The sequence below is a fragment of the uncultured Mediterranea sp. genome (assembly GCF_902493215.1).
Taxonomy (GTDB): domain Bacteria; phylum Bacteroidota; class Bacteroidia; order Bacteroidales; family Bacteroidaceae; genus Bacteroides.
This window is the reverse complement of sequence record NZ_CABUOL010000012.1, coordinates 47,169-65,050: the sequence shown is the minus strand read 5'-3', so window position 1 is coordinate 65,050 and position 17,882 is coordinate 47,169. Positions and strand designations below refer to the sequence as shown.

33 protein-coding genes and 2 tRNA genes are annotated in these 17,882 nt (G+C 43.6%); 2 read left to right on the top strand and 33 right to left on the bottom strand.

The window, feature by feature from the left end:
- Window positions 1-127 precede the first annotated feature (127 nt).
- From RDO88_RS08830 to RDO88_RS08800, 7 genes are all read right to left on the bottom strand, one after another.
- Window positions 128-802 (bottom strand): phosphoadenosine phosphosulfate reductase family protein, encoded by a 675-nt coding sequence (locus RDO88_RS08830; RefSeq protein WP_307759023.1) that lies wholly within the window; start codon window positions 800-802, stop codon window positions 128-130.
- Between the two features lie 177 nt (window positions 803-979).
- The gene (locus RDO88_RS08825; RefSeq protein WP_117671910.1) at window positions 980-1,339 is read right to left on the bottom strand and encodes an ASCH domain-containing protein; all 360 of its coding nucleotides are present in this window, start codon (window positions 1,337-1,339) and stop codon (window positions 980-982) included.
- A gap of 24 nt (window positions 1,340-1,363) precedes the next feature.
- Window positions 1,364-1,436 (bottom strand) — tRNA-Val (locus RDO88_RS08820).
- 73 nt (window positions 1,437-1,509) lie between these two features.
- Window positions 1,510-1,683, bottom strand: a complete 174-nt coding sequence (locus tag RDO88_RS08815; protein WP_204398284.1) for a hypothetical protein — start codon at window positions 1,681-1,683, stop codon at window positions 1,510-1,512.
- A 38-nt stretch (window positions 1,684-1,721) separates the two neighbouring features.
- Window positions 1,722-2,363, bottom strand: coding sequence for a DUF3560 domain-containing protein (locus RDO88_RS08810; protein ID WP_307759022.1), 642 nt, complete (start codon window positions 2,361-2,363; stop codon window positions 1,722-1,724).
- Between the two features lie 45 nt (window positions 2,364-2,408).
- Window positions 2,409-2,597, bottom strand: coding sequence for a hypothetical protein (locus RDO88_RS08805; RefSeq protein WP_307759021.1), 189 nt, complete (start codon window positions 2,595-2,597; stop codon window positions 2,409-2,411).
- Window positions 2,598-2,641: 44 nt separating this feature from the next.
- Window positions 2,642-2,929 carry a hypothetical protein gene (locus RDO88_RS08800; RefSeq protein WP_307759020.1) on the bottom strand — a complete coding sequence of 96 codons (288 nt, stop codon included), beginning with the start codon at window positions 2,927-2,929 and terminating at the stop codon, window positions 2,642-2,644.
- Between the two features lie 175 nt (window positions 2,930-3,104).
- Here RDO88_RS08800 and RDO88_RS08795 point away from each other — a divergent pair, with 175 nt between their 5' ends.
- Together RDO88_RS08795 and RDO88_RS08790 are read left to right on the top strand one after the other, a co-directional pair.
- Window positions 3,105-3,362, top strand: coding sequence for a helix-turn-helix domain-containing protein (locus RDO88_RS08795; RefSeq protein WP_304260361.1), 258 nt, complete (start codon window positions 3,105-3,107; stop codon window positions 3,360-3,362).
- Window positions 3,363-3,364: 2 nt separating this feature from the next.
- On the top strand, window positions 3,365-3,772 hold the full coding sequence (locus tag RDO88_RS08790) for a hypothetical protein (RefSeq protein ID WP_307759019.1): 408 nt from the start codon (window positions 3,365-3,367) through the stop codon (window positions 3,770-3,772).
- A 60-nt stretch (window positions 3,773-3,832) separates the two neighbouring features.
- Here the strand turns inward: RDO88_RS08790 and RDO88_RS08785 are convergent, their stop codons facing one another.
- The 26 genes from RDO88_RS08785 to RDO88_RS08660 all read right to left on the bottom strand — a co-directional run bounded on the left by RDO88_RS08785 (window position 3,833) and on the right by RDO88_RS08660 (window position 17,875).
- Window positions 3,833-4,240 carry a hypothetical protein gene (locus RDO88_RS08785; RefSeq protein WP_307759018.1) on the bottom strand — a complete coding sequence of 136 codons (408 nt, stop codon included), beginning with the start codon at window positions 4,238-4,240 and terminating at the stop codon, window positions 3,833-3,835.
- A 35-nt stretch (window positions 4,241-4,275) separates the two neighbouring features.
- The gene (locus RDO88_RS08780; RefSeq protein WP_072542837.1) at window positions 4,276-4,458 is read right to left on the bottom strand and encodes a type II toxin-antitoxin system HicA family toxin; all 183 of its coding nucleotides are present in this window, start codon (window positions 4,456-4,458) and stop codon (window positions 4,276-4,278) included.
- Window positions 4,459-4,576: 118 nt separating this feature from the next.
- Window positions 4,577-5,014 (bottom strand): hypothetical protein, encoded by a 438-nt coding sequence (locus RDO88_RS08775; RefSeq protein ID WP_307759017.1) that lies wholly within the window; start codon window positions 5,012-5,014, stop codon window positions 4,577-4,579.
- Between the two features lie 88 nt (window positions 5,015-5,102).
- Window positions 5,103-5,675 (bottom strand): hypothetical protein, encoded by a 573-nt coding sequence (locus tag RDO88_RS08770; protein ID WP_307759016.1) that lies wholly within the window; start codon window positions 5,673-5,675, stop codon window positions 5,103-5,105.
- A gap of 4 nt (window positions 5,676-5,679) precedes the next feature.
- Window positions 5,680-6,153 carry a hypothetical protein gene (locus RDO88_RS08765; protein WP_307759015.1) on the bottom strand — a complete coding sequence of 158 codons (474 nt, stop codon included), beginning with the start codon at window positions 6,151-6,153 and terminating at the stop codon, window positions 5,680-5,682.
- Window positions 6,154-6,155: 2 nt separating this feature from the next.
- The gene (locus RDO88_RS08760; protein ID WP_307759014.1) at window positions 6,156-6,461 is read right to left on the bottom strand and encodes a hypothetical protein; all 306 of its coding nucleotides are present in this window, start codon (window positions 6,459-6,461) and stop codon (window positions 6,156-6,158) included.
- The gene (locus tag RDO88_RS08755) at window positions 6,458-6,817 is read right to left on the bottom strand and encodes a hypothetical protein (RefSeq protein ID WP_307759013.1); all 360 of its coding nucleotides are present in this window, start codon (window positions 6,815-6,817) and stop codon (window positions 6,458-6,460) included. The genes RDO88_RS08760 and RDO88_RS08755 overlap by 4 nt, the downstream gene beginning before the upstream one ends.
- Before the next feature lies 1 nt (window position 6,818).
- A complete protein-coding gene (locus tag RDO88_RS08750; protein WP_307759012.1) occupies window positions 6,819-7,037 on the bottom strand; it encodes a hypothetical protein in 219 nt (72 codons plus the stop codon).
- 147 nt (window positions 7,038-7,184) lie between these two features.
- Entirely contained in the window at window positions 7,185-7,592 is a 408-nt protein-coding gene (locus tag RDO88_RS08745; protein WP_307759011.1) for a hypothetical protein, read from the bottom strand.
- Between the two features lie 50 nt (window positions 7,593-7,642).
- Window positions 7,643-9,346 (bottom strand): DNA cytosine methyltransferase, encoded by a 1,704-nt coding sequence (locus RDO88_RS08740; RefSeq protein WP_307759010.1) that lies wholly within the window; start codon window positions 9,344-9,346, stop codon window positions 7,643-7,645.
- Window positions 9,343-9,543, bottom strand: coding sequence for a hypothetical protein (locus RDO88_RS08735; RefSeq protein WP_307759009.1), 201 nt, complete (start codon window positions 9,541-9,543; stop codon window positions 9,343-9,345). The genes RDO88_RS08740 and RDO88_RS08735 overlap by 4 nt, the downstream gene beginning before the upstream one ends.
- Entirely contained in the window at window positions 9,540-10,034 is a 495-nt protein-coding gene (locus RDO88_RS08730; RefSeq protein WP_307759008.1) for a DUF6633 family protein, read from the bottom strand. The genes RDO88_RS08735 and RDO88_RS08730 overlap by 4 nt, the downstream gene beginning before the upstream one ends.
- A 40-nt stretch (window positions 10,035-10,074) precedes the next feature.
- On the bottom strand, window positions 10,075-11,076 hold the full coding sequence (locus RDO88_RS08725; protein WP_307759007.1) for a hypothetical protein: 1,002 nt from the start codon (window positions 11,074-11,076) through the stop codon (window positions 10,075-10,077).
- An 88-nt stretch (window positions 11,077-11,164) separates the two neighbouring features.
- A complete protein-coding gene (locus RDO88_RS08720; protein ID WP_307759006.1) occupies window positions 11,165-11,701 on the bottom strand; it encodes an NUMOD4 domain-containing protein in 537 nt (178 codons plus the stop codon).
- Between the two features lie 487 nt (window positions 11,702-12,188).
- On the bottom strand, window positions 12,189-13,358 hold the full coding sequence (locus tag RDO88_RS08715) for a DEAD/DEAH box helicase family protein (protein WP_307759005.1): 1,170 nt from the start codon (window positions 13,356-13,358) through the stop codon (window positions 12,189-12,191).
- The gene (locus tag RDO88_RS08710; protein ID WP_307759004.1) at window positions 13,342-13,518 is read right to left on the bottom strand and encodes a hypothetical protein; all 177 of its coding nucleotides are present in this window, start codon (window positions 13,516-13,518) and stop codon (window positions 13,342-13,344) included. The genes RDO88_RS08715 and RDO88_RS08710 overlap by 17 nt, the downstream gene beginning before the upstream one ends.
- Window positions 13,515-13,991: a recombination protein NinG gene (locus tag RDO88_RS08705; RefSeq protein WP_307759003.1), complete on the bottom strand. Its 477-nt coding sequence runs from the start codon at window positions 13,989-13,991 to the stop codon at window positions 13,515-13,517. Before RDO88_RS08705 ends, RDO88_RS08710 begins: the two co-directional genes overlap by 4 nt.
- Window positions 13,992-14,010: 19 nt before the next feature.
- Window positions 14,011-14,121 (bottom strand) — tRNA-OTHER (locus RDO88_RS08700).
- Between the two features lie 26 nt (window positions 14,122-14,147).
- Complete coding sequence (locus RDO88_RS08695) at window positions 14,148-14,885, bottom strand: hypothetical protein (RefSeq protein ID WP_307759002.1); 738 nt, start codon at window positions 14,883-14,885, stop codon at window positions 14,148-14,150.
- A 2-nt stretch (window positions 14,886-14,887) separates the two neighbouring features.
- Window positions 14,888-15,319, bottom strand: coding sequence for a hypothetical protein (locus RDO88_RS08690; protein ID WP_307759001.1), 432 nt, complete (start codon window positions 15,317-15,319; stop codon window positions 14,888-14,890).
- Complete coding sequence (locus tag RDO88_RS08685; RefSeq protein WP_307759000.1) at window positions 15,312-15,533, bottom strand: hypothetical protein; 222 nt, start codon at window positions 15,531-15,533, stop codon at window positions 15,312-15,314. Before RDO88_RS08685 ends, RDO88_RS08690 begins: the two co-directional genes overlap by 8 nt.
- 2 nt (window positions 15,534-15,535) lie before the next feature.
- Complete coding sequence (locus tag RDO88_RS08680; protein ID WP_307758999.1) at window positions 15,536-15,976, bottom strand: hypothetical protein; 441 nt, start codon at window positions 15,974-15,976, stop codon at window positions 15,536-15,538.
- A gap of 3 nt (window positions 15,977-15,979) precedes the next feature.
- Window positions 15,980-16,423, bottom strand: a complete 444-nt coding sequence (locus RDO88_RS08675) for a DUF3127 domain-containing protein (RefSeq protein ID WP_307758998.1) — start codon at window positions 16,421-16,423, stop codon at window positions 15,980-15,982.
- Between the two features lies 1 nt (window position 16,424).
- Window positions 16,425-17,045, bottom strand: a complete 621-nt coding sequence (locus tag RDO88_RS08670) for a hypothetical protein (RefSeq protein ID WP_307758997.1) — start codon at window positions 17,043-17,045, stop codon at window positions 16,425-16,427.
- Window positions 17,042-17,665, bottom strand: a complete 624-nt coding sequence (locus tag RDO88_RS08665; RefSeq protein ID WP_307758996.1) for an ERF family protein — start codon at window positions 17,663-17,665, stop codon at window positions 17,042-17,044. The genes RDO88_RS08670 and RDO88_RS08665 overlap by 4 nt, the downstream gene beginning before the upstream one ends.
- A 6-nt stretch (window positions 17,666-17,671) precedes the next feature.
- A complete protein-coding gene (locus tag RDO88_RS08660; protein ID WP_307758995.1) occupies window positions 17,672-17,875 on the bottom strand; it encodes a hypothetical protein in 204 nt (67 codons plus the stop codon).
- Window positions 17,876-17,882: the final 7 nt, after the last annotated feature.

Here is a 17,882-nt window from a genome sequence, read left to right as displayed (position 1 = left end):
GTGAAATTCTTGCAGCTCTATTACTTCCATCTGCATACCGTTGTGCTCCTTGTAGCTGAGCTCTTAATCTTGCAGCTTGAGCATTAATATCATTTAAACTTTTTCTTCTGACTCTGCATTCCTCCTATTAATTTTGTTTGTTTTTATGTTCCCAAAGGATTCTCTCAGCCATCGGGAACACCTTGTAAATTCTCTGTAAATCCTGCGGGTAGTTCTTCTCCAGCCATAGCATACAATCCAGATTAAAGCCTACACCCGAACTGGCCTTTAGCGAATATCTGACAGGCTCCGGAAGGCTGTTCTGCTTCATGTAAGATAGAATGTCTTTCTGTGTCCAATCGGCCAGAGGATAGCACATTCCGTTGTTCTCATACCCATTGGCTTCATAGCCTTTCAGCATCAAGCGGCGGTTCATGCCATCGGCCTTCTTCATGCCCAGGAAAGTGTAGTAAAGTCCATATCTGAGCTGCATGGCCTTCACCACATCGGCCAACTTCAAAAGCTTCACTTTGTGGTTTGGCACACAATACAGGCCACCGCGAAGAATGTAGGTAAGGTTCCAGTGGGGTACCTGAACAAACTCTATCTTCGGATATTTGGCTTTTACCCATCCAATCCATCTTTCGATGTGCTCTAAACCTTTGACAAAGTACATGAACACGCAGACTATTCTATCAAACTTCGGATAGATCATGTCCAGCAATACCAAAGAATCCTTACCCAGCGACAGAAACAGCAAAACCCCGTCAGTATTCTGTCTGACGAGGTCAATATGGCTGTATGTCCTTTCTTGCAGTGTCATTATCCGCCACTCATACCAAGTCCTGTGCGGACATTATAATACTGCTGTCTTCGGGTGATAAATCTGCCACCCTGAGAGAGACCACCATTCTCTGTGGTCAAACCTCTACGGCCACCACGGTAGCCACCAGTTGAAAATGTGCTTCTGTTTGTTCTGACTCAACGAAAATTTAAAGTGTTAAACATGCTTTTCAATAATTCTGCCAAGGTCATAAACGACCTGTGCTGCCAGATATATCTCACCCTGATAGGTGTATTCAATCAGATTGTGATTTTCATCTTCAAACAGCTCTATCTTTGCATCCTTGACTTCTACCAGTGCGCTGGCTCTATCTTTATTGTAGCCTACAAAAAACTGGATAGCATCGTAATGCTTAGGCTGTAACACACCGTCTTTCTCGACACAATAGCCATCAGCGTCAAGCTGGCAGTATTTCTTCTGTGTTGTAGGCCTGATTTCTCTGAATTCTTGTGTTTTCTTGCCTGACAAGATTTCGTCAAAGAACTTCTGTTTGATGATAAGTGTAAGTATTTCCATAATCGTGTAAAGTTTAAATGTTAGTTGCGGGTGATGGATTCGAACCACCGGCCTTCACCAAGTCAAAGTGACGAGCTGACCACTGCTCTAACCCGCGATGGTATCTATACAAAGATACCCCATTATGAAGACAATTTTGAATAACGATTCAACGCATACGAAACAATTTGCTAATTGTTTGATAATAAATCAGGGTCGTGTTTATTGATGATGCTTTCAACAATTTCTTTTGCACATTCTATACCTGATTTATACCCTCTGGCATAGTCTGTTCTTGTAGACAAGTAGCTGGTATCATTACCCAGCCACTCGATTATTTCTTGCAGGATTTCTTTCTCTTTCATAACCATCTTAAATAGTGGTAGCCCGAAGGCTACCGGGTTTATAACCAAAGTTTCTTTGCCAAGTCAAAATTCTTTTGAGCTTCGTTTACTGCTTTCTTTGCATACGTCAAAGAGTATGAGTGCTCACGTGGATATTTGCCGGATTTCAGCCCCTCATGGTACTCTTTAGCTACTGCTAACTTATGCTCATAGTAGTCCACGCTTTCAGGCATTGAAAGGTTTATAGTATCAGCCTTGTTTGCCCAATACTGAGCTATTCTTTCATGCTCTCTGGCTTTCTCGTCAAGCTCTACACTTTTGCCCATATTATGCCAGGCATCTTCAATGGCTTTTCTGTGTCGTCTTTCGCTATGATGACCGATTTTAATAGGTTCACCTAACGAGAGAAAATCGCTGTCTTTATTTGACGCTTTGAAGTATTCTTCACTCTTTCGTTCTGCAGTGGCAGCCCAATCCAGCCGACGTTCTGCCTTTCGCTTTGCCCATTCTTGAACGTTAAAGCCATCAACGCGAACTATCGAATAATAGTAGAAGCCATCACGTTCAAATATCAGATTAAACACTATGCTTTCATTCTCTTTGCCGTATTTGGTGGTTACAAGAATGGTTTCACCTTTTTCATGCTTAGCATCGCATTTAGCAAGAAATACGTTTGGACAAAATTTGTAATATGTATTCATAATCGTGTAGGGGATTATGCAGGGCTTTCGCCCTGCTGGTTAAACTTATGCTATATTCAATCTTTTAGCTCTCATTTCATTAAGCTCTTTAGCCGTTTTATTAGCTGCTTCTTCGGTAGTTTCTAAAGAAGCCACACTCATATCATAGCCATCTATGACCATATAATAGCCTCTTGACTTCTTCACGTAAAACTCATTTGCCTTATGGCTTTTCATGTAGCTTGTTACTCTCATAATTCTCTTATATTGTGGCAACCCCGAAAGGCTGCTGGTTGAACTTATTTATGTGAATCTCTGAAATCAAATTCTACAATCTTGTGGTACTTATTTATGTCATACAGACCAGTTTCACAACCCATAGCTGATGCAAGTCTTACCGCTTCTTCTAATGCAATCATCACATCTGAACTTGCATCAATTGCTTCATTCTTCGCCTTGTTATATTCTCTATTATTAACTGCTGAATCCTGAATCTTTTCAGCTTCTTGTATTCTTTTTAGAGCTTCATTGATAACTCTGATTTGAGCCTTAATCTCTTTGATGTAATCACTACTAATTGTCTTCATAATCGTATGTAGTTAAATTGTTATTACTTCTTGTTTGATGATGCAAATGTAATGCTAAAAACATTACAACGCAAATTAAAAGTAATGCTTTATCTTTATCTTAACATTATTTAGTAATGTAAATAACATTACATATATAAGAATAAGTAATTTTGTAGCATTAAAATTTACAGATATGGATAATATTGAAGCATTACTAAAAGAAAAAGGATTGACTAAAACCGCTTTCTCTGATTTATTAGGTATCAAAAAACAAAATCTTAATGGATTGATGAAAAATCCGACATTAGAAACTATTAAAAAATTTGCATCGGTTTTAGGTGTTGAAACATGGCAGCTTTTTGCCAATCCAGAAGAAATACACCACAAAAAGGATGGTATCTCTTTGACTTGTCCTCATTGTGGGAAAGATATAAATCTTAAAATAGAATAATTATGGAAACACCTACTAAAGAGAATACTCTTTACTTGCCTATAAAACAAGTTTATTTTGACCAGATAATAGCAGGTACAAAGAAAGAAGAGTATAGAGAAATCAAAGAGGGTATTACCGCAAATCGTTATTTGCTCAAAGATAGAAACGGCAAATATGTTCTTAATCCTGATGTAACCCAACCAGATAAAGAATATTTCATTGACGATTATAATAACGGAAATTTTCCGTTTGTACCTAAACCTTACAAATATTTGTATATTGCCGTTGGATATGCCAAAGAACGTGATACGGCTTTAGTAGAGGTTGACGGCTTTAGGTTCATACCAAATATGATACGTGCTGATTTATATGCTTTTTGGCAAATAGCTTTTCATTTAGGTAAAATAATAGAAGTACATAGAAAATAGACAAAAGCCGGAAGCATAATGCTCCGGCTTTTTACTTTCTCGTACAATAACAAAAGCGACTTAGAATTGAACGGAAAGCAGTTCTTTACCAATGGCATGAATGCCATCCAATATCCTTTTTTTCTGCATTTCTCCTACTGGAGCGCAACCGGACTTATAACGCCTCATAAGCCCTTCATTTATTCCCAGTCTTTTAGCCAATGCGGTTGCCGAAATGAACGGGAACTGCTTAAAGAAGCCAGATAAATCATAAACATATTCAAACTCCAATTCGCCATTATTCAATTCAGGCGGTATCTCCTTCCCTGCTTCCTTAGACATTTCAATATACTCCTGCGGAAATTTTTCAAAATCCGCTTTAGCTTCCTCCAATGTGTCGCCATAGGACATAGCCCAATCAAACCCTTCCATCATAATAACAAACCCTGTATCGGACTTGCTGATGATTGCTTTTACTTTTTTCTTCATAATCGTGCAATTTATGTTGGAATGAAGTGCAGGGCTTATTTTAGCCCTGCTTTCTTCATTACTTTGTTAAACTCATTTGGCGGTACTTCTTTACTACCATGCCGACCGACTTTAATCAAGTAAGGAAAATCCTTGTGAGCGTAGTAGCGGTGGTCTGTTTCCTTGAAAATATACCAGCCTGCCTGCTCAAGTCTTCTGTGCATTTCACTAAATTTCATATCGCTTTTGTTATTTAACAATACAAAGGTAACATTTTCGCTACAATTACGCAAACTTTATTGTAACATTTTTGCTACAAATAATAAAAAAATGCTGGAGCTTATACAGCACCAGCAGCTACTTGATTAGTCCTTTGTTTTTCAGCCGTTCTAATATTTGGTTGTAAAGGTACTCTATATCTTGACGAAAATCCTTATACTGCTGATAGATAAAGGAAACATCAGCAATATTGTTTGATATTACACACGGGGAAACATCCGGGAAGACACCTGAAATCTCTGCCCGGATGCCGTTCGGCAGCCGCCCGCCGGCAAGCACACTGGGGGCGAAGAGGAACAACACGATGAAGAGGAACTTCTTTCGCTGGGTAACACTTTCCGGATTGGACGGACAATCTGCATCGGAAAGTATTTCTCTGAACCACTCATAAATCTCCGGAATGAAAGTAAAATCAGTCAGGATAGGGGATGATAACTCCTGCTCACGTTCCGATAATCTTGATTTCTGTTCACGTATTGATTTCAACTCCACGATTGATGAAAATTCTTTTGTCATAGCACGATTATTTTGATTGGAATTCTTATATTTGCATCATAATCGTGTGGGGGAGTTGGCTTTTAATCGTGTGGGCTGGCTCCCTTTTTTAATATGCTTTCCCACCGTGCATAAATGGGCGAAGTTCGTTGTACTTCATCTTCTGTTCGATAAACCAGAAAATGTCGATGTTTTTCTTCACACAGAAACTCATGATTTCCATCAAAGCTACTCGAAGATAACTATCGAAGGAATGCGATTCAATGAAATCAGTATTTGTCAAGTTGCAGACCAAGAAGAACATGGATTCTGTAAAAGTCCAGTCAAAGAACCCCTCTGAACATTTCAATTCATCAAGATTGACTTCACCTAAATCTACATTTCTCAATCCTGCCAGATCCAGCAGTCGGATGCAGGCGTCGGCAAGCTCATCCTCCACGCTGTCTTTGATGTCGATTTTGAAAACATACATAAATTCACCATCATCACGTTTCCTCTGTTTCATGTAATACTCAAAATTATCCCGTTTAGCGTGCATTCCTTTCCGGTCCGCTTCCACCGCCTCCATCAGTTCGGATATAACCAAGCAAAGGAAATGTTCATCACTTAGGTTATCTTCATGCCATCCGTGCGATACTGCACACTGATAGGCTTTATCTCTTAGGTCGTTCAGGTTCTTCATATCTTTATATCAACTGCGTTTCATTATCTGCTGCCATAGCATCGCATATTTTCTCAATGCATTCAACATTTTCTTCGTTCAGCCATTCCTTGGCCACATTCCACGCAATGCTTTTACTTGGTTTGAAGTTATCAATCCGAATACTATGGTGTGACAATTTCCCCTCTGTCGGCTTCAATCCGGTATCGTGCAGTTCACACAAACCATCCTTGTAGAACGTACACCAGTCTCCTTCTTGTTTGGCCTGGATCATCGGAATAGACATATTAGTAACTCCCATAATGATGCCCACACACCATTGTGTTGGTGCAAGTCTGTCTTTATATCCGGCTTCGATAAGCTTGAGGATATCTTGCGGTGTACCCAGGCAAGGGGTATGACATTGCTGCTTGCAATGCTGACATTTGCACTGCACCGGTCTGCGGCCAGTCTTCCTGATTATACGCTGTAACTGCGTTTCGTGTACAAGTATGCTCATATTCAATCCTCCATAGGTATCAAGTCTTCTATATAAGCCCAGCGTGTGATACTACCAATAACTTCCCGTACGTCGGGGACAACCAAGTATCCATGCCCTTTAGGAAAACAATCGTATTCAACCAACGCAAATTTCTTTTCCGGCATTTCGCTCGCGTCATGCCAAACGCTGTTGATGCGCCATTCAGCTCCGGCGAAGAAATCGGTTTTCATATTATCTATACTTTCCTCGCTATAATGCTCACGGTAATTTCCGTTATTCATTGTCATATAACGGTCAAATCCGATGTCCATGTCTTCATTTCTCATACCTCTTCCTCCTTCAATGCTTTCACATATCTTTCCAGCAGATCATTCAGCTTACGGATAGTATTGGTTGGGAAGCGGATAATGGTCCATCCTCTGTTACACCCATCCGAAAATCCATAATACCATACGGTCATCATGCCATCTTCAATTTCGATAAAGTCCAACCTTCCGCTTTCATCCCCGAAATCAAAGACCATATCATCTTCGTCAATATCCAAAACTTCACATATTTCATCAACATCTATGCGGATATCACACATGTAGTCATTACCAGGCATAGTAGCCAGTGTGCAGTAAATCTCACCGTAGAGCCTGAACCGCTCCAGCATGTCTTCTTTTGTAGTATTCAGTTCCATATCATTTGATTTTTAAACGTTCTCTTCTATACCAATCCGCATACTCACTTGTCTGCTTCTCTTTAGTGACATATATGACGGTTGTTTGATTAATCCGTAATGGGTACAACCGTTTTTCACGTTTTTTCTGATGTTCAATATACTCAGATAAGTCATTGCCATTCTTGGTTGTATCTGCCTTGCGCTCCTTGGTTGGAGGCATAATGTTCTTGTTCGCCATTATTCTTTCATTTTACAAGTTCTTCTTAACGTTTCTCTGACTCGGCCACATTGGCAAAATTGACCATCTGAAACCAATCGATAACGCTTTCTTGCTTTCCCATAATATTTTCTTGCTTTTTCCACTTTACCTAAACTTTAGGTAAAGTCATTCAAGGTATAAGGATAGTTGACTATTCGGTTCTTTATAACCGGGATTGGCCAAAAGGAAAGCCTTTCTTAGTGCTTCGGAAATCTTATCACGTATGGCCTTAGAAACATGGTTTATGTCTGCTTCACTGTTAATCAGCAAGCATATCTCAAGACTGCCATTGATAGGCTTCTCATCGAGGAACAAACTGTATTCTGTGAATATTCTGTTCTGCTTCCTACCTTCATTCTCTTCTTCATCCGTCTGGTATCGTTCTATTACGGTGTCCTGTATTGTCCTCAAACACCTTTGCCCTCGGTCACTTCTGCATCCTTGTATATCATTCTCGAACATTACAGATAGGGAACGCTTTTTACGGACGTTCCCTATTTTTGCCCAGCCGTAATAGACTTTCAGTTTTCCCATAATACTTTTTTTGATTTATTCGCTTTACATAAACTTTACGTAAAGCCGAATTACGCAACTTTTCGTTTCCTAACAATCTCCTTACATATCGCCTCACAAAGCACACGAGCCATATTCACCTCCACCGCATTGCCGATAAACTTCTTTTGGTCTGACTGCGGTCCAATCAGCACATAGTCTTCCGGGAAACCCATAATCTTCTTTAGTTCTGCAATCCTAAGCATCCGCATCTTGATGTCGATAATCCCATAGAGAGCCATGAACTCCTTAATCTTGATGGTCATCGGGCTGTCCCCAGGAGCAACCTGTATCCCTATACCTCCCTCGGCGGCTACGAGATAAGGCGGCATCTTGTCCATCCGTGCAATCAATGTGAAGCATGGATTGTTAACCGAACCGCCTGCACTGGCAAACTGAGGGTTCATCAGATAGAACCATTTTCTGTTTGCGGTGACGGTCTGTGAAGGTTGTTCGATGCTGCTTCCTACATTGGAAAAAGCCGTGTTCATTATCCAAGGTTTACGGAGAGCAACCTGTCTCATAAGAACTGGAGTTACGAGGTTCTGCTTGGGCACCGTCATTATGGCCGGGCATGGGGTTTCAACGCTTCCCAATTGGCCTCCTCCGGAATAGTAATTCATAAAGAACGGCATTACTAAGGATAAACGGTCTTTGGTTGTGACCGTCGGCGCAGGTAGTTGTACCGAATGATTATGCCCGTTTTCGTAATAGGCCGATACGAAAGCATGATGGTCTTTACATGTAATTGTTCCGGCTGGTTCATCCACAGAAATATTTTTGCTTTCAGGATGTCCACTAAATTGTTTGGAAAGGAAGTTTACCTTAGCCAATGCCAACCGCCCTTGTGTCGCTACAACCGGACAAGGTTCGTCAACGCTCGGAGCCTGGTATTTTCCCGTCCGGCTCATTGAGTTGTACTTCACGATGAAAGCTTCCTTTCCTCCGGCTACGAACTTAATCAGTCCGGCATAGATACGTTCAAGGGTCTTCTCGGCCAGCGGCTTCTTCCGGCAGAAGATGCTATCTCCCTCGTCGGAGAAATCGAGCACTTCCTTGACAGGCTTCCACTTCTCCAGCCGTCCGAACATATCTGTTTTGCCATCCTTGCAGTGTGTAGGCTCCGGAAATACAATGGGCAGGCCACGCTTGGCAAAGATGCCGAAGAAACGCTTGCGGGTGGTATAGGCACCATAGTCGGCAGCGTTCAGGATGCGCCAATCGAAGTCGTAGCCGTATCGCTTCACGTTCCTTTTCCACCTCTCATAGCAACGGCCCTTGTCCTTACTGATAGGGTGCCCATGTTCGTCCATGTCGCCCCAAGACATGAATTCCTCAACGTTCTCTATCTGGATGTAGTCCGGGTCGATGGCTTCGATGTAGCGGAACAAGTGTTCGGCCAAAGTCCGGCTGTCCGCGTCCCGTGGCTGGCCTCCCTTTGCCTTGGAAAAATTGGTGCATTCCAGCGATGCCCACAGCACGACCAACGTATCCGGATAAATCTTCTTCATTCGTTCTATGTGAGAAATCAAAGGAGATAACTCCAATGTACGGATATCCTCCGTGAAGTGCAGCGCTTCGGGATGGTTGGCCGCATGGCTGGCGATGGCGTTTGCATCGTGGTTGACGCAAGCTATCACCTTGGCGCATTGTTCACCGGCATATCGCGCATTTTCTACTCCTGTACTGGTTCCTCCGGCACCGCAAAACAGATCGACATATAAAAGTTGAATCATAATCGTATGTTTTTAAATCTTATCATCAAAAATCCTCTGTTCTCGCACATCCTCAACAGCTCTAGGTCTTCCTCACGGATATCGCAAGGCGTTTCGTGGTTCACGGTCATGTAGTCGGGAAGGCCGAATTTTTCGCGGATGCTGTCGTAACAGTCCTTTACGCGACCTTTGCGCGTCCAGCAGATAGTCAGTCTCATGGGCTTTCTGTTTTGGGTGGATTGCCTATCTCTCCACGACGCTTACGCTCCAGATACCAGGTGTATGGGTTGTAGCCTTCGGGGATGGTGTAACCTTCTGGCAGTTCCCTACGTTTCAGGCTTTCTTCCTGCTGCTGCTTCCTGACGGCCGCGTCAATCTCGAAATTGCGCTGTGTCAAGAATTCATTGAAGAAGGCGTTGCCTATGCGCTTGGTGTCGAAGCTGGCGTAACTGTTGTCGTATCGTCCGGCCTTGTAGCGGGCAAAGAACAGCATCAGTTCGGACAGCTTGTACTGGCGTACTTCCTGCGCAAACGCCTGACTAAATATCCGAATGCCGTCGGCCATGCTGCTGTCCTTGCTGGAGGATGCCCCGAAAAGCCCGAAGACCTGAAGCTCTATCCAGTAGGCCGAAGAGCCTTCTCCATACAGTGCGTCGTACTGCATCAGCGTGGGGCAGTCGGCCATGTAAGCACGTTCTGCGTTCTGCAAAGTATATCCCCATTGCATCGGGGAAAATACCCGCTCTACGTCAGAACGGCCTTTCCATTTCGTTAGCCATGCCTTCTTCGAGTTCTCGCTTATGCTGTTGTAGCAGACTGAGAGCGTAGGCGTTGGCCTCTTGTTTGCTTGAATAACTGCTGCGACTGTTTCCATTGTGCGCGGTCTTGATTTGTGATACAATCTCGTTGAATTTCGAATTGATATTCGTCACGCTGAAGTTCTCGAATATCCAGCCTTCGTTGATAGAAGACAGCAAGTAGCAAAGGGCATAGATGATTGAATCGTCCGAAACATCCAGCTGCTTCTGTTCGCGCTGAAAGCGCAATTTCTGCAACAACTTGGACATCGCGCCGGCATCTTTGGCCGTCCAATAGTAGTCGTTACCGAATACCTGCCTGTAATGCTCTTCGAAAGCAAGACGAGCTTTTTTGTTTATACCCTCCCCCTCGGGGGGTGTGGGGGGATAAATATTATTACTCTCTTCTTTCTTCTTCTTGTTGCCCTTGGTTTGCCCCTGTTTTGGGTAGTTTCTCATGGTTTCTTCCACTATTTGCCCTATGCTTGCCCTTAGTTCTGCCCCAAGCATTGACCCAAATTCGCGTAAGTCGCTGATTTTCACATACGCATCTTTGCCCTCGGCTTGCCCTGACGCTTGCCCCAACCGTTGCCCTTCGTCTTTGGGAAGTGGGTTGTATTCATCGTATTTGCAAAGGGTGATGATGTTCATTCCCTGCGAAGAGTCTGTAGTGATCATTCCCTTCTTTTTCAGGCGATCGAGAAAGCATCGTACGCGCTTCTCCGTTTTCCATCCCCAACGCTTTTTCAGAAAAGACACGGTTGCCGGATATTGACCTCTTGAATAAGAGATTTCTCGACCCCCGATGAGTTCGCTATACGCCTTGTCGGTTGCCTCAAATCGTGCTGACTGAATCAAGTCAAGCCACGCTTCGCATTCCGAAAACACCCGGGCTGCCTTCCACAATTCATTCGAGAAAAACCTGCGGCTCAGCCTCAAAAATCCTTCTTCCATATCTTTTTTAAAATCTTACGTTGGTTAACTTCTATATTTCGCTTTTTAAAAGCATTTCATGGTTTAAAATATGGTTGGGGCGCATTTGCTACACCCCATTGTTTTTATATTTCCATATATATCCAAATGCTGATTTTTGATAGTTTTTACAGCAAGCACATATAGCCCTTGCTGGTATGTTTGTTTTTCTTTCTGCCTCCATCATAGATGGATATTCGGCTATTATATCGCCTTGTAATGATAATTGTATAACTTGGATTGACCCGTGCTTATTTGTTTGCGCTTTTGCCCTCCTTTTAATAGAAGTACCATAATTAGTATTGTATTTAGCATCACACCATTCCAGATTTTCAGTTCTATTATCTGATTTCTTTTCGTTTTTATGATTAACGAAAGGCATTTTTTTAGGGTTAGGTATAAATGCTTTTGCTACCAACCTATGAACAGAGTGATAACTCCTTTTACCATCTTTACGCAAATAGATCATTCGGTAGCCATTTGAATTTGCGCATGATAGTATCTTATCTTGTGGCAATCCTTTTTTAGCAAACGCTTTTATTCTCCCCAGATTGCTTACTTGATATAGTCCTTCATATCCGGCTATATCTTTCCAAACTTCTTCCATGAATAAGATGAATTAGAGGTTAGACAATAAAACTTTCAAGCAATCCTTGTGTGGGTCACTTGAACGATAGTTCTTGCAGAACTTCATAAATTCTTCTAAAAGTCCGTTGGATATAATGAAATAGTAAGCTTCGTTTTTGGCGTTCTTCTCTATTTCAAATTTACGATAAGACACAGTTTTCGCACTGTTTGGCGTAGATTGTGGGTTACATATAATTCTCCCATTCTCTAATTTCAAGTTCTTTGGCATTGTTGTTGAAATTTGAGTTATGTATAAAAAGAAAGCTGTTCGCTTCCCGTTCTCGCCAAAGAACACCATATATCGCAAAGATACATAGCCAACATGGGAATACGAACAGCCTATATCATTAGATACAATCTGTCGAATGGATATAAAAAATCCATGAACCTTTGCAATAAATAAAAATGTTCTTTGGCGTTGAACACCGCAAAGATACCCCAATTTTCTAAAATGCCAAACAAAACTTTTAAAATCTTACGTTTGTCAACTGCTTATTTTTATTCCAAACAGACCATTTGTTATTACCATCATTTACAAGACGTAAATCTTCTACTTTACCAAACCTTTTTATATTACCAGCTAAATCTACTATCCAGCCCTCCTTTTTATTCGGATGCGGTCTAATAGCCCTACCTACGATTTGATAGTAAAGTGCTAATGACATAGTTGGTCTTGCAATAACAATAGTATCTAACTCCGGATAGTCGAAACCACAAACAAGTACCCCGACATTGGCTACGACGGGTATTTCGCCTGCCTTGAACTGCTGGAGTATCATTTCGCGGGATGCCTTCGAGGTTTCTCCGCTGACGATGGCCGTGCCGGGAATGGAGCGTGTGAGCCTTTCGGCCTCTTTCAGGAAGCGGGTAAAGACAAGGATGCCCTTGCGCTTGCCGCCCACCTTGGGGTTGAGCAGCCGGCGGACGATACTCACCAGAAAACCGTAAAAGTCTATGCGCTCGTATTCGCGGACAACAGACTTGTCTGTGTAGTCAGCCCCGGTAGTGTTCACGTTCAGGTTGAGTTCGTTCCAGCCCACGGGGTTCATCGGGTAGTAGTTCAGTTTCGAGAGGTAGCCCATGTCAAGCAGGGTGGAGATCTGAACTTGATAGATGACTTCGGAGAATACGCGGGGAACAGTGCGGGTGATGAACTTCAGCATTGCACCATAGTCGCGGCTCGAAGAGAGGCGGTAAGGCGTGGCTGTCAACCCCAGCACCTTGCATCGCAGCATCGAGAGGAATTCCTTGTACATTCCTTCTTTGGGGTTGACTAGGTGGCACTCGTCGATGATGATGTTTCGAAAGTGCTGGAACAACTCGGTATGGTTGCTGACACTGCCGATGGTGGCGAAGGTAATGCGCGATATTTCTTTTCGTCCGAACGAGGCGGAGTAGATTGAGCAGTCCAGTACACCGTACGAACATAGCTTCTGGTAGTTCTGTTCCAAAATCTCCTTGCTTGGCTGAAATACCAACGTATGCCCTTCGAGGCGGTTGGCGATATCGGCTATCACCAGGCTTTTCCCGGCACCGGTGGGCAGTACCATAATGGCGTTGCGCTTCATCTTCTTATCACCGAAGAATCGGACGGCGGCATCGCTGGCCTGCTGTTGGTAGTCACGTAGTTTGTACATATTTCTCGCTATCTTTTACAATAAATGGATCGTCCGTGCTCAACTGACTGAGGAAGGAAAGAACGATATAGGCTTGTTCCTTGGTCATGCCAACAGGAGAAAATGAGCCGTCAGTATTCTTCATCATTATTACGAAAGTTCCTGGTTGCAGTTCGTTCATAGTCCTTTCTCCTTACTCAGTTTGTCGGCTAAAGTCTTGTAATACTTGGTGAGTTCGATTAATTCAAAGTCGGTCCACTTCCGTGTCTGACCGGCTTTCCATGCTAGCTTGTCGAAACGTTGCTGGCCTATTTTAGCCTTCAGGTTTGTTTCATATCGAATCAGATGATCTGCGCTGAAACGGTTACATGACCTACATTCTGCATGGGCATTATCCTCGTCAAAACGTGTGGACATGTGGCGGCGCGAATGATAATGGCCGCAATCCGCCTGTTCGTAAGGCTTTATCTGGCCGCATGAGATACAGCGGAAATATCCGTTCGGCATACAATCGCGAAGCCGGATATAGCGGCTGAAAACTTTGTCGAGTTTAGCTACTAAATCCGGCTTCTTCTTTACCTTGATACCTACCTTGTCGAATAATGGCAAGGGCTTTTCTTTCTTCTTTTTAGGTTTCTTGATATAATACGGCATAATTCATGTTTTTAGTTTGTGGTACCGGCAGGAGTCGAACCTGCAAGGACTTACAAAGGCTTTAACATGGCCACTCTCAACCTTATGCCATCTCATTTTGAGACGCGTTTACCAATTCCGCCACGATACCAGATGCCCGTCTTTCCGGGCTGTCAGTTACACTTCGATTATTACGATGTCAGGTGCAACGCCTTTGATTGCTTCAATCTGTTCGTCAATCACCTTGTTTTTGTATTCTTCAATGGCCTCATTTGCACCAGCAGAAACCAAAGAGAGAGAAACTTCCCGTCCATCTACATCGGCATAAATCTCGACCTCGATTTCTTCACAGGTGAATCCTTTGAAAAGAGGAATATTCAGTTTGAATGATTTAGGAAGGTTGGAATCAACAACCTGCGAATAGTTGTCCGTCTTGTTTCCGTTTTCCTCTTTACTGCGTTCAATGTCCTGATTTACCTTGGCCTTGAAATTCTTCAAAGTGGAAACCAGTACCATATTTTGTGATTTGTCCTTGAAGAAGGCGCGGTGCATCTTGAAGAACTGGGACAATTTGATGGGTTCCCACTTCTTGTCGGTATTGATACCGAACTCCTGCATTTCCTTGGATGGCTGGAGAACGCCTCCGATTTCCGTCTGATAGTAGTCCGTTTCGTCAATGGTCAAAGCCATCCCCATTTTATCACGATTTACAATGATATGGGTTTTCTTTTGGTTAATCAGCTCGACACGCTTTTCCAGCCATTTCAGAGGTGCGTCGATTGTCCCGGCTATACTGACCTTTTTCGGCTCTTTCGGATCAAGAGCTACGGGTGCCTTGCCTTCTCTCAATACTACCTCGATAGGTGTACCGTTGTACTCTTTCGGTACGACCAAATTAATTTTGTTTTCGCTCATAACTAATTATCTGTTCCAGTCTTACGGTTAATACTAAATACGGTCTTCTGCATTTCTTGTGGCATAATGGGACGGCTGTACACCAGCTCGCCAAGCCTGTTGTAGAATCCTACCATCTTTTCTTCATGGTAGATGATTTTGGCACACTCTTCATTTTCTACGAACTCCGAACCTCTTTTGATGTGGTCCAAAAGTTCTTGCTTTGCTTCGTTCAGAGGTTTCAATCTTTCTTTGAAACTCTCCATGGCCTCTTTCTTCTCTATCTCAACATCGTTGATTGTTATTGATACCTCGGCCAAGGTTTCTTTCTTCTGAGCCAGTTCTTCGGGGGTGAATCGGTGTGTATAGCCGATTTTCTCTACTGCATCGGCGTTGTCCTGAAGAAAGCGCCATCGTTCCTGTTCGGGAATTTCTTGTCCTAAGAATTTATCCATTGTTTTTCAATTTAGAAATTAGTTCATCTTTCATCCTCAATATTTTAGCTAATCCTCTCATTCGGGATTGGGCTGCGAGATACATTTGTTTATATATCCCGGCCTCTTTAACAGCTCGTTCATATTTGGCAGTTCGTTCATCCGCAAACCTTCCCATGCTGTCTCGTCTGTAGACTTTAGAGGCGTTTATGTCGTTCCCAAATAAGTCTTTCATGGCTAAATAAATTCGTTATTACGTTCGATTTCTTGTTGTGCATATACCAGCATTTGCTGTTCGTTGGCGGCAGGCAGGTAGATACCGGCCACGGATGCGCTCCAGTTACGGAAACGGTCAATGCTCAAAGTCATTTCACCGGTTGTCAGCTCTGCCGAACTTCGCAGATAGGTCACTTCACGTCCCATCTTGTTGACCGTCTTACGTTCGAAGAGGTCTCGATTACAGGTTCGTTTATAGAAGTCTATCTTGGCCTCTTCGAGGCTGCACCCATACTGGCTCCCAAAGAAACCGAGCAGCAGGTGCAGGTAGCTGTTCTGGGCGAGCGTGCGGTTGGGAAGTTTCTTCTTCACTTCGACCACCGCCCGCTCTTGAAATAGTTTGTTGACGTATGCTTTGAACTTTGGAACGTCGTATTCGTTCTGGAGATTGAAAATGCTCATGGTTTAAAAGGGTAAGTCGTCCTTGGGGTTGCCAGCCGCATCGACGTGCGGCGGGAAGTTTTGCGGCGGTGCAGCTGCCGGTGACGAAGGTTGAGGGGCGGGGTGGGGTACCGCGGTCTGTGTTGCCGTCCTGCCTTCGAGCTTGTAACAGCGAATAGAGGTCATTCGTTTCGTTTGTCCGTCCTGCGTCTGCCATTGGCGGCCCTGTAGGGCGAAAGAAACGGTCACCACATCACCTATACAGAAGTGGTCGAGTTCGGCACATTTGTCGCCACTAACTTCCAATGGGAGGACGTTTTCATATTGACTGCGTTCGCCCGTGTAGGGATCATAAGTGGTTGCATCAAGCAGAAATTCACGTTTCAGAAACGGGTCTCCGCCGGTTTTGGATGGTATTTGGACGGTTTGGCCGATGGTCAGCATCCGTCCGGTAACTTGGTTTGCCATATCAGTTCGTATAAAAGTCTTTTATCTGTTGGAAAATCTTTCCTCGTTTCTTGATTTCTTCAATGGCCTGCTCGTCACGATCGATACGCACTTTGCAATACTCGTTGGGTTGGATGTCTCGATTACGGTTAGTCTCGTCGTCATAAGTGGTGACGGACAGGAAAACGAGGTTACAACTACTGAGGTGCGTGCAGAAGAGCTGCTCCTGCACCTGGTAATAATAAGCCTTGTGCTTCTTTCGGACGTATTCTACGAGGGCGCGGTTATCGTGCTTGATAGGCTCGATGAAGTCAAGGTAGTCCGAGAGGTATAGTGTCTTCAATTCGTCGAAGTCTGTCAGCTTGCCTTTGTCGATGCGGGCAAAGTCGATGCTACATTTGAACACGTCCATTTCGTCCGAGCGGACAACGTACTGGGCAAAGTAGTTGTCAGGTAAAGTGAGCAGATACCTGTTTTCAAGAATAGCTCCTGTTCTCAGTGCGTCTATTGGGCTGGCGAAGGCGTTGTAGTAAGGTTTTACACCGCTGACGAAACGCTGCATCAGGGCGATGTGCGACTTGGTGTCCTTTCCGCTCATAAGGGCGTGAACGTCTCCGCTTCCGATGTACATGGTTTCTGTCATATCTTTCCTTTCTTCTTAAGGTTGTTATATGCCATCTTGAATTGTTCGGCTGTCATGTCTTCTGAGCTGCCAACATTGAAAAAAGAAAGTAAGTTCTGCGTAAAGTTGCTGTCGGTCATCATGTAGTTTACAACGGCATTCTTCACTTCGTCAATCGTGACAGGTGTCTGCGGCTTTGACTTGTTTTCGTCCGGGTCTTCACCGGTGGCAATCTTATATGCGTTCAGCAGGGCGTATTTACGTGCGTAAGTCGATGCCTTGCCAAATCCTTTGTCGCCGGGGTCCAGTCCGCGGCCAAAGCTCTCCACGTCAATATATTCCGAAGTGTTATCGAGATTAATAATTCTCAAGGTCATCTTCACAATGTCCACGTAGTTTATTGTCTCGCCGCCGCCTTCTTTCACTATACGGACCACTTCGGATTTTACCAGTTCCTGTTTGATTGGGATGCTGATCAGGCCATATTTGGTTTCGGCCTCCTTTACTTCAAGGGTAACATCAATATCCTGTACGGCCTTGTAGGCATAGTTCCCTTTGCCTACGGTCATATTCTTTTCAATATTCTTGATTTCGTTTGATACGAGCTGGATTTTCTCGTACAGGTTTTTCTTTTCTTCCATATTAGTTTATTTCAGTTGCGCATGTTTAATCACATCCCAAGCATTACAGAACCATTTCCCGTTTTGCTTGTTCGTCCGCTTCTCGGCCCGAATAAGTCCTTGCCCAACCAACTTCATCAGGCGGGACAGCCCACCCACGATGTCCGCCGCCTGGTCGCGGCCAAAGGTCTTGTCATTGAGGACGATTTTCAAAACATCTTCGTTTACCATAGGCACC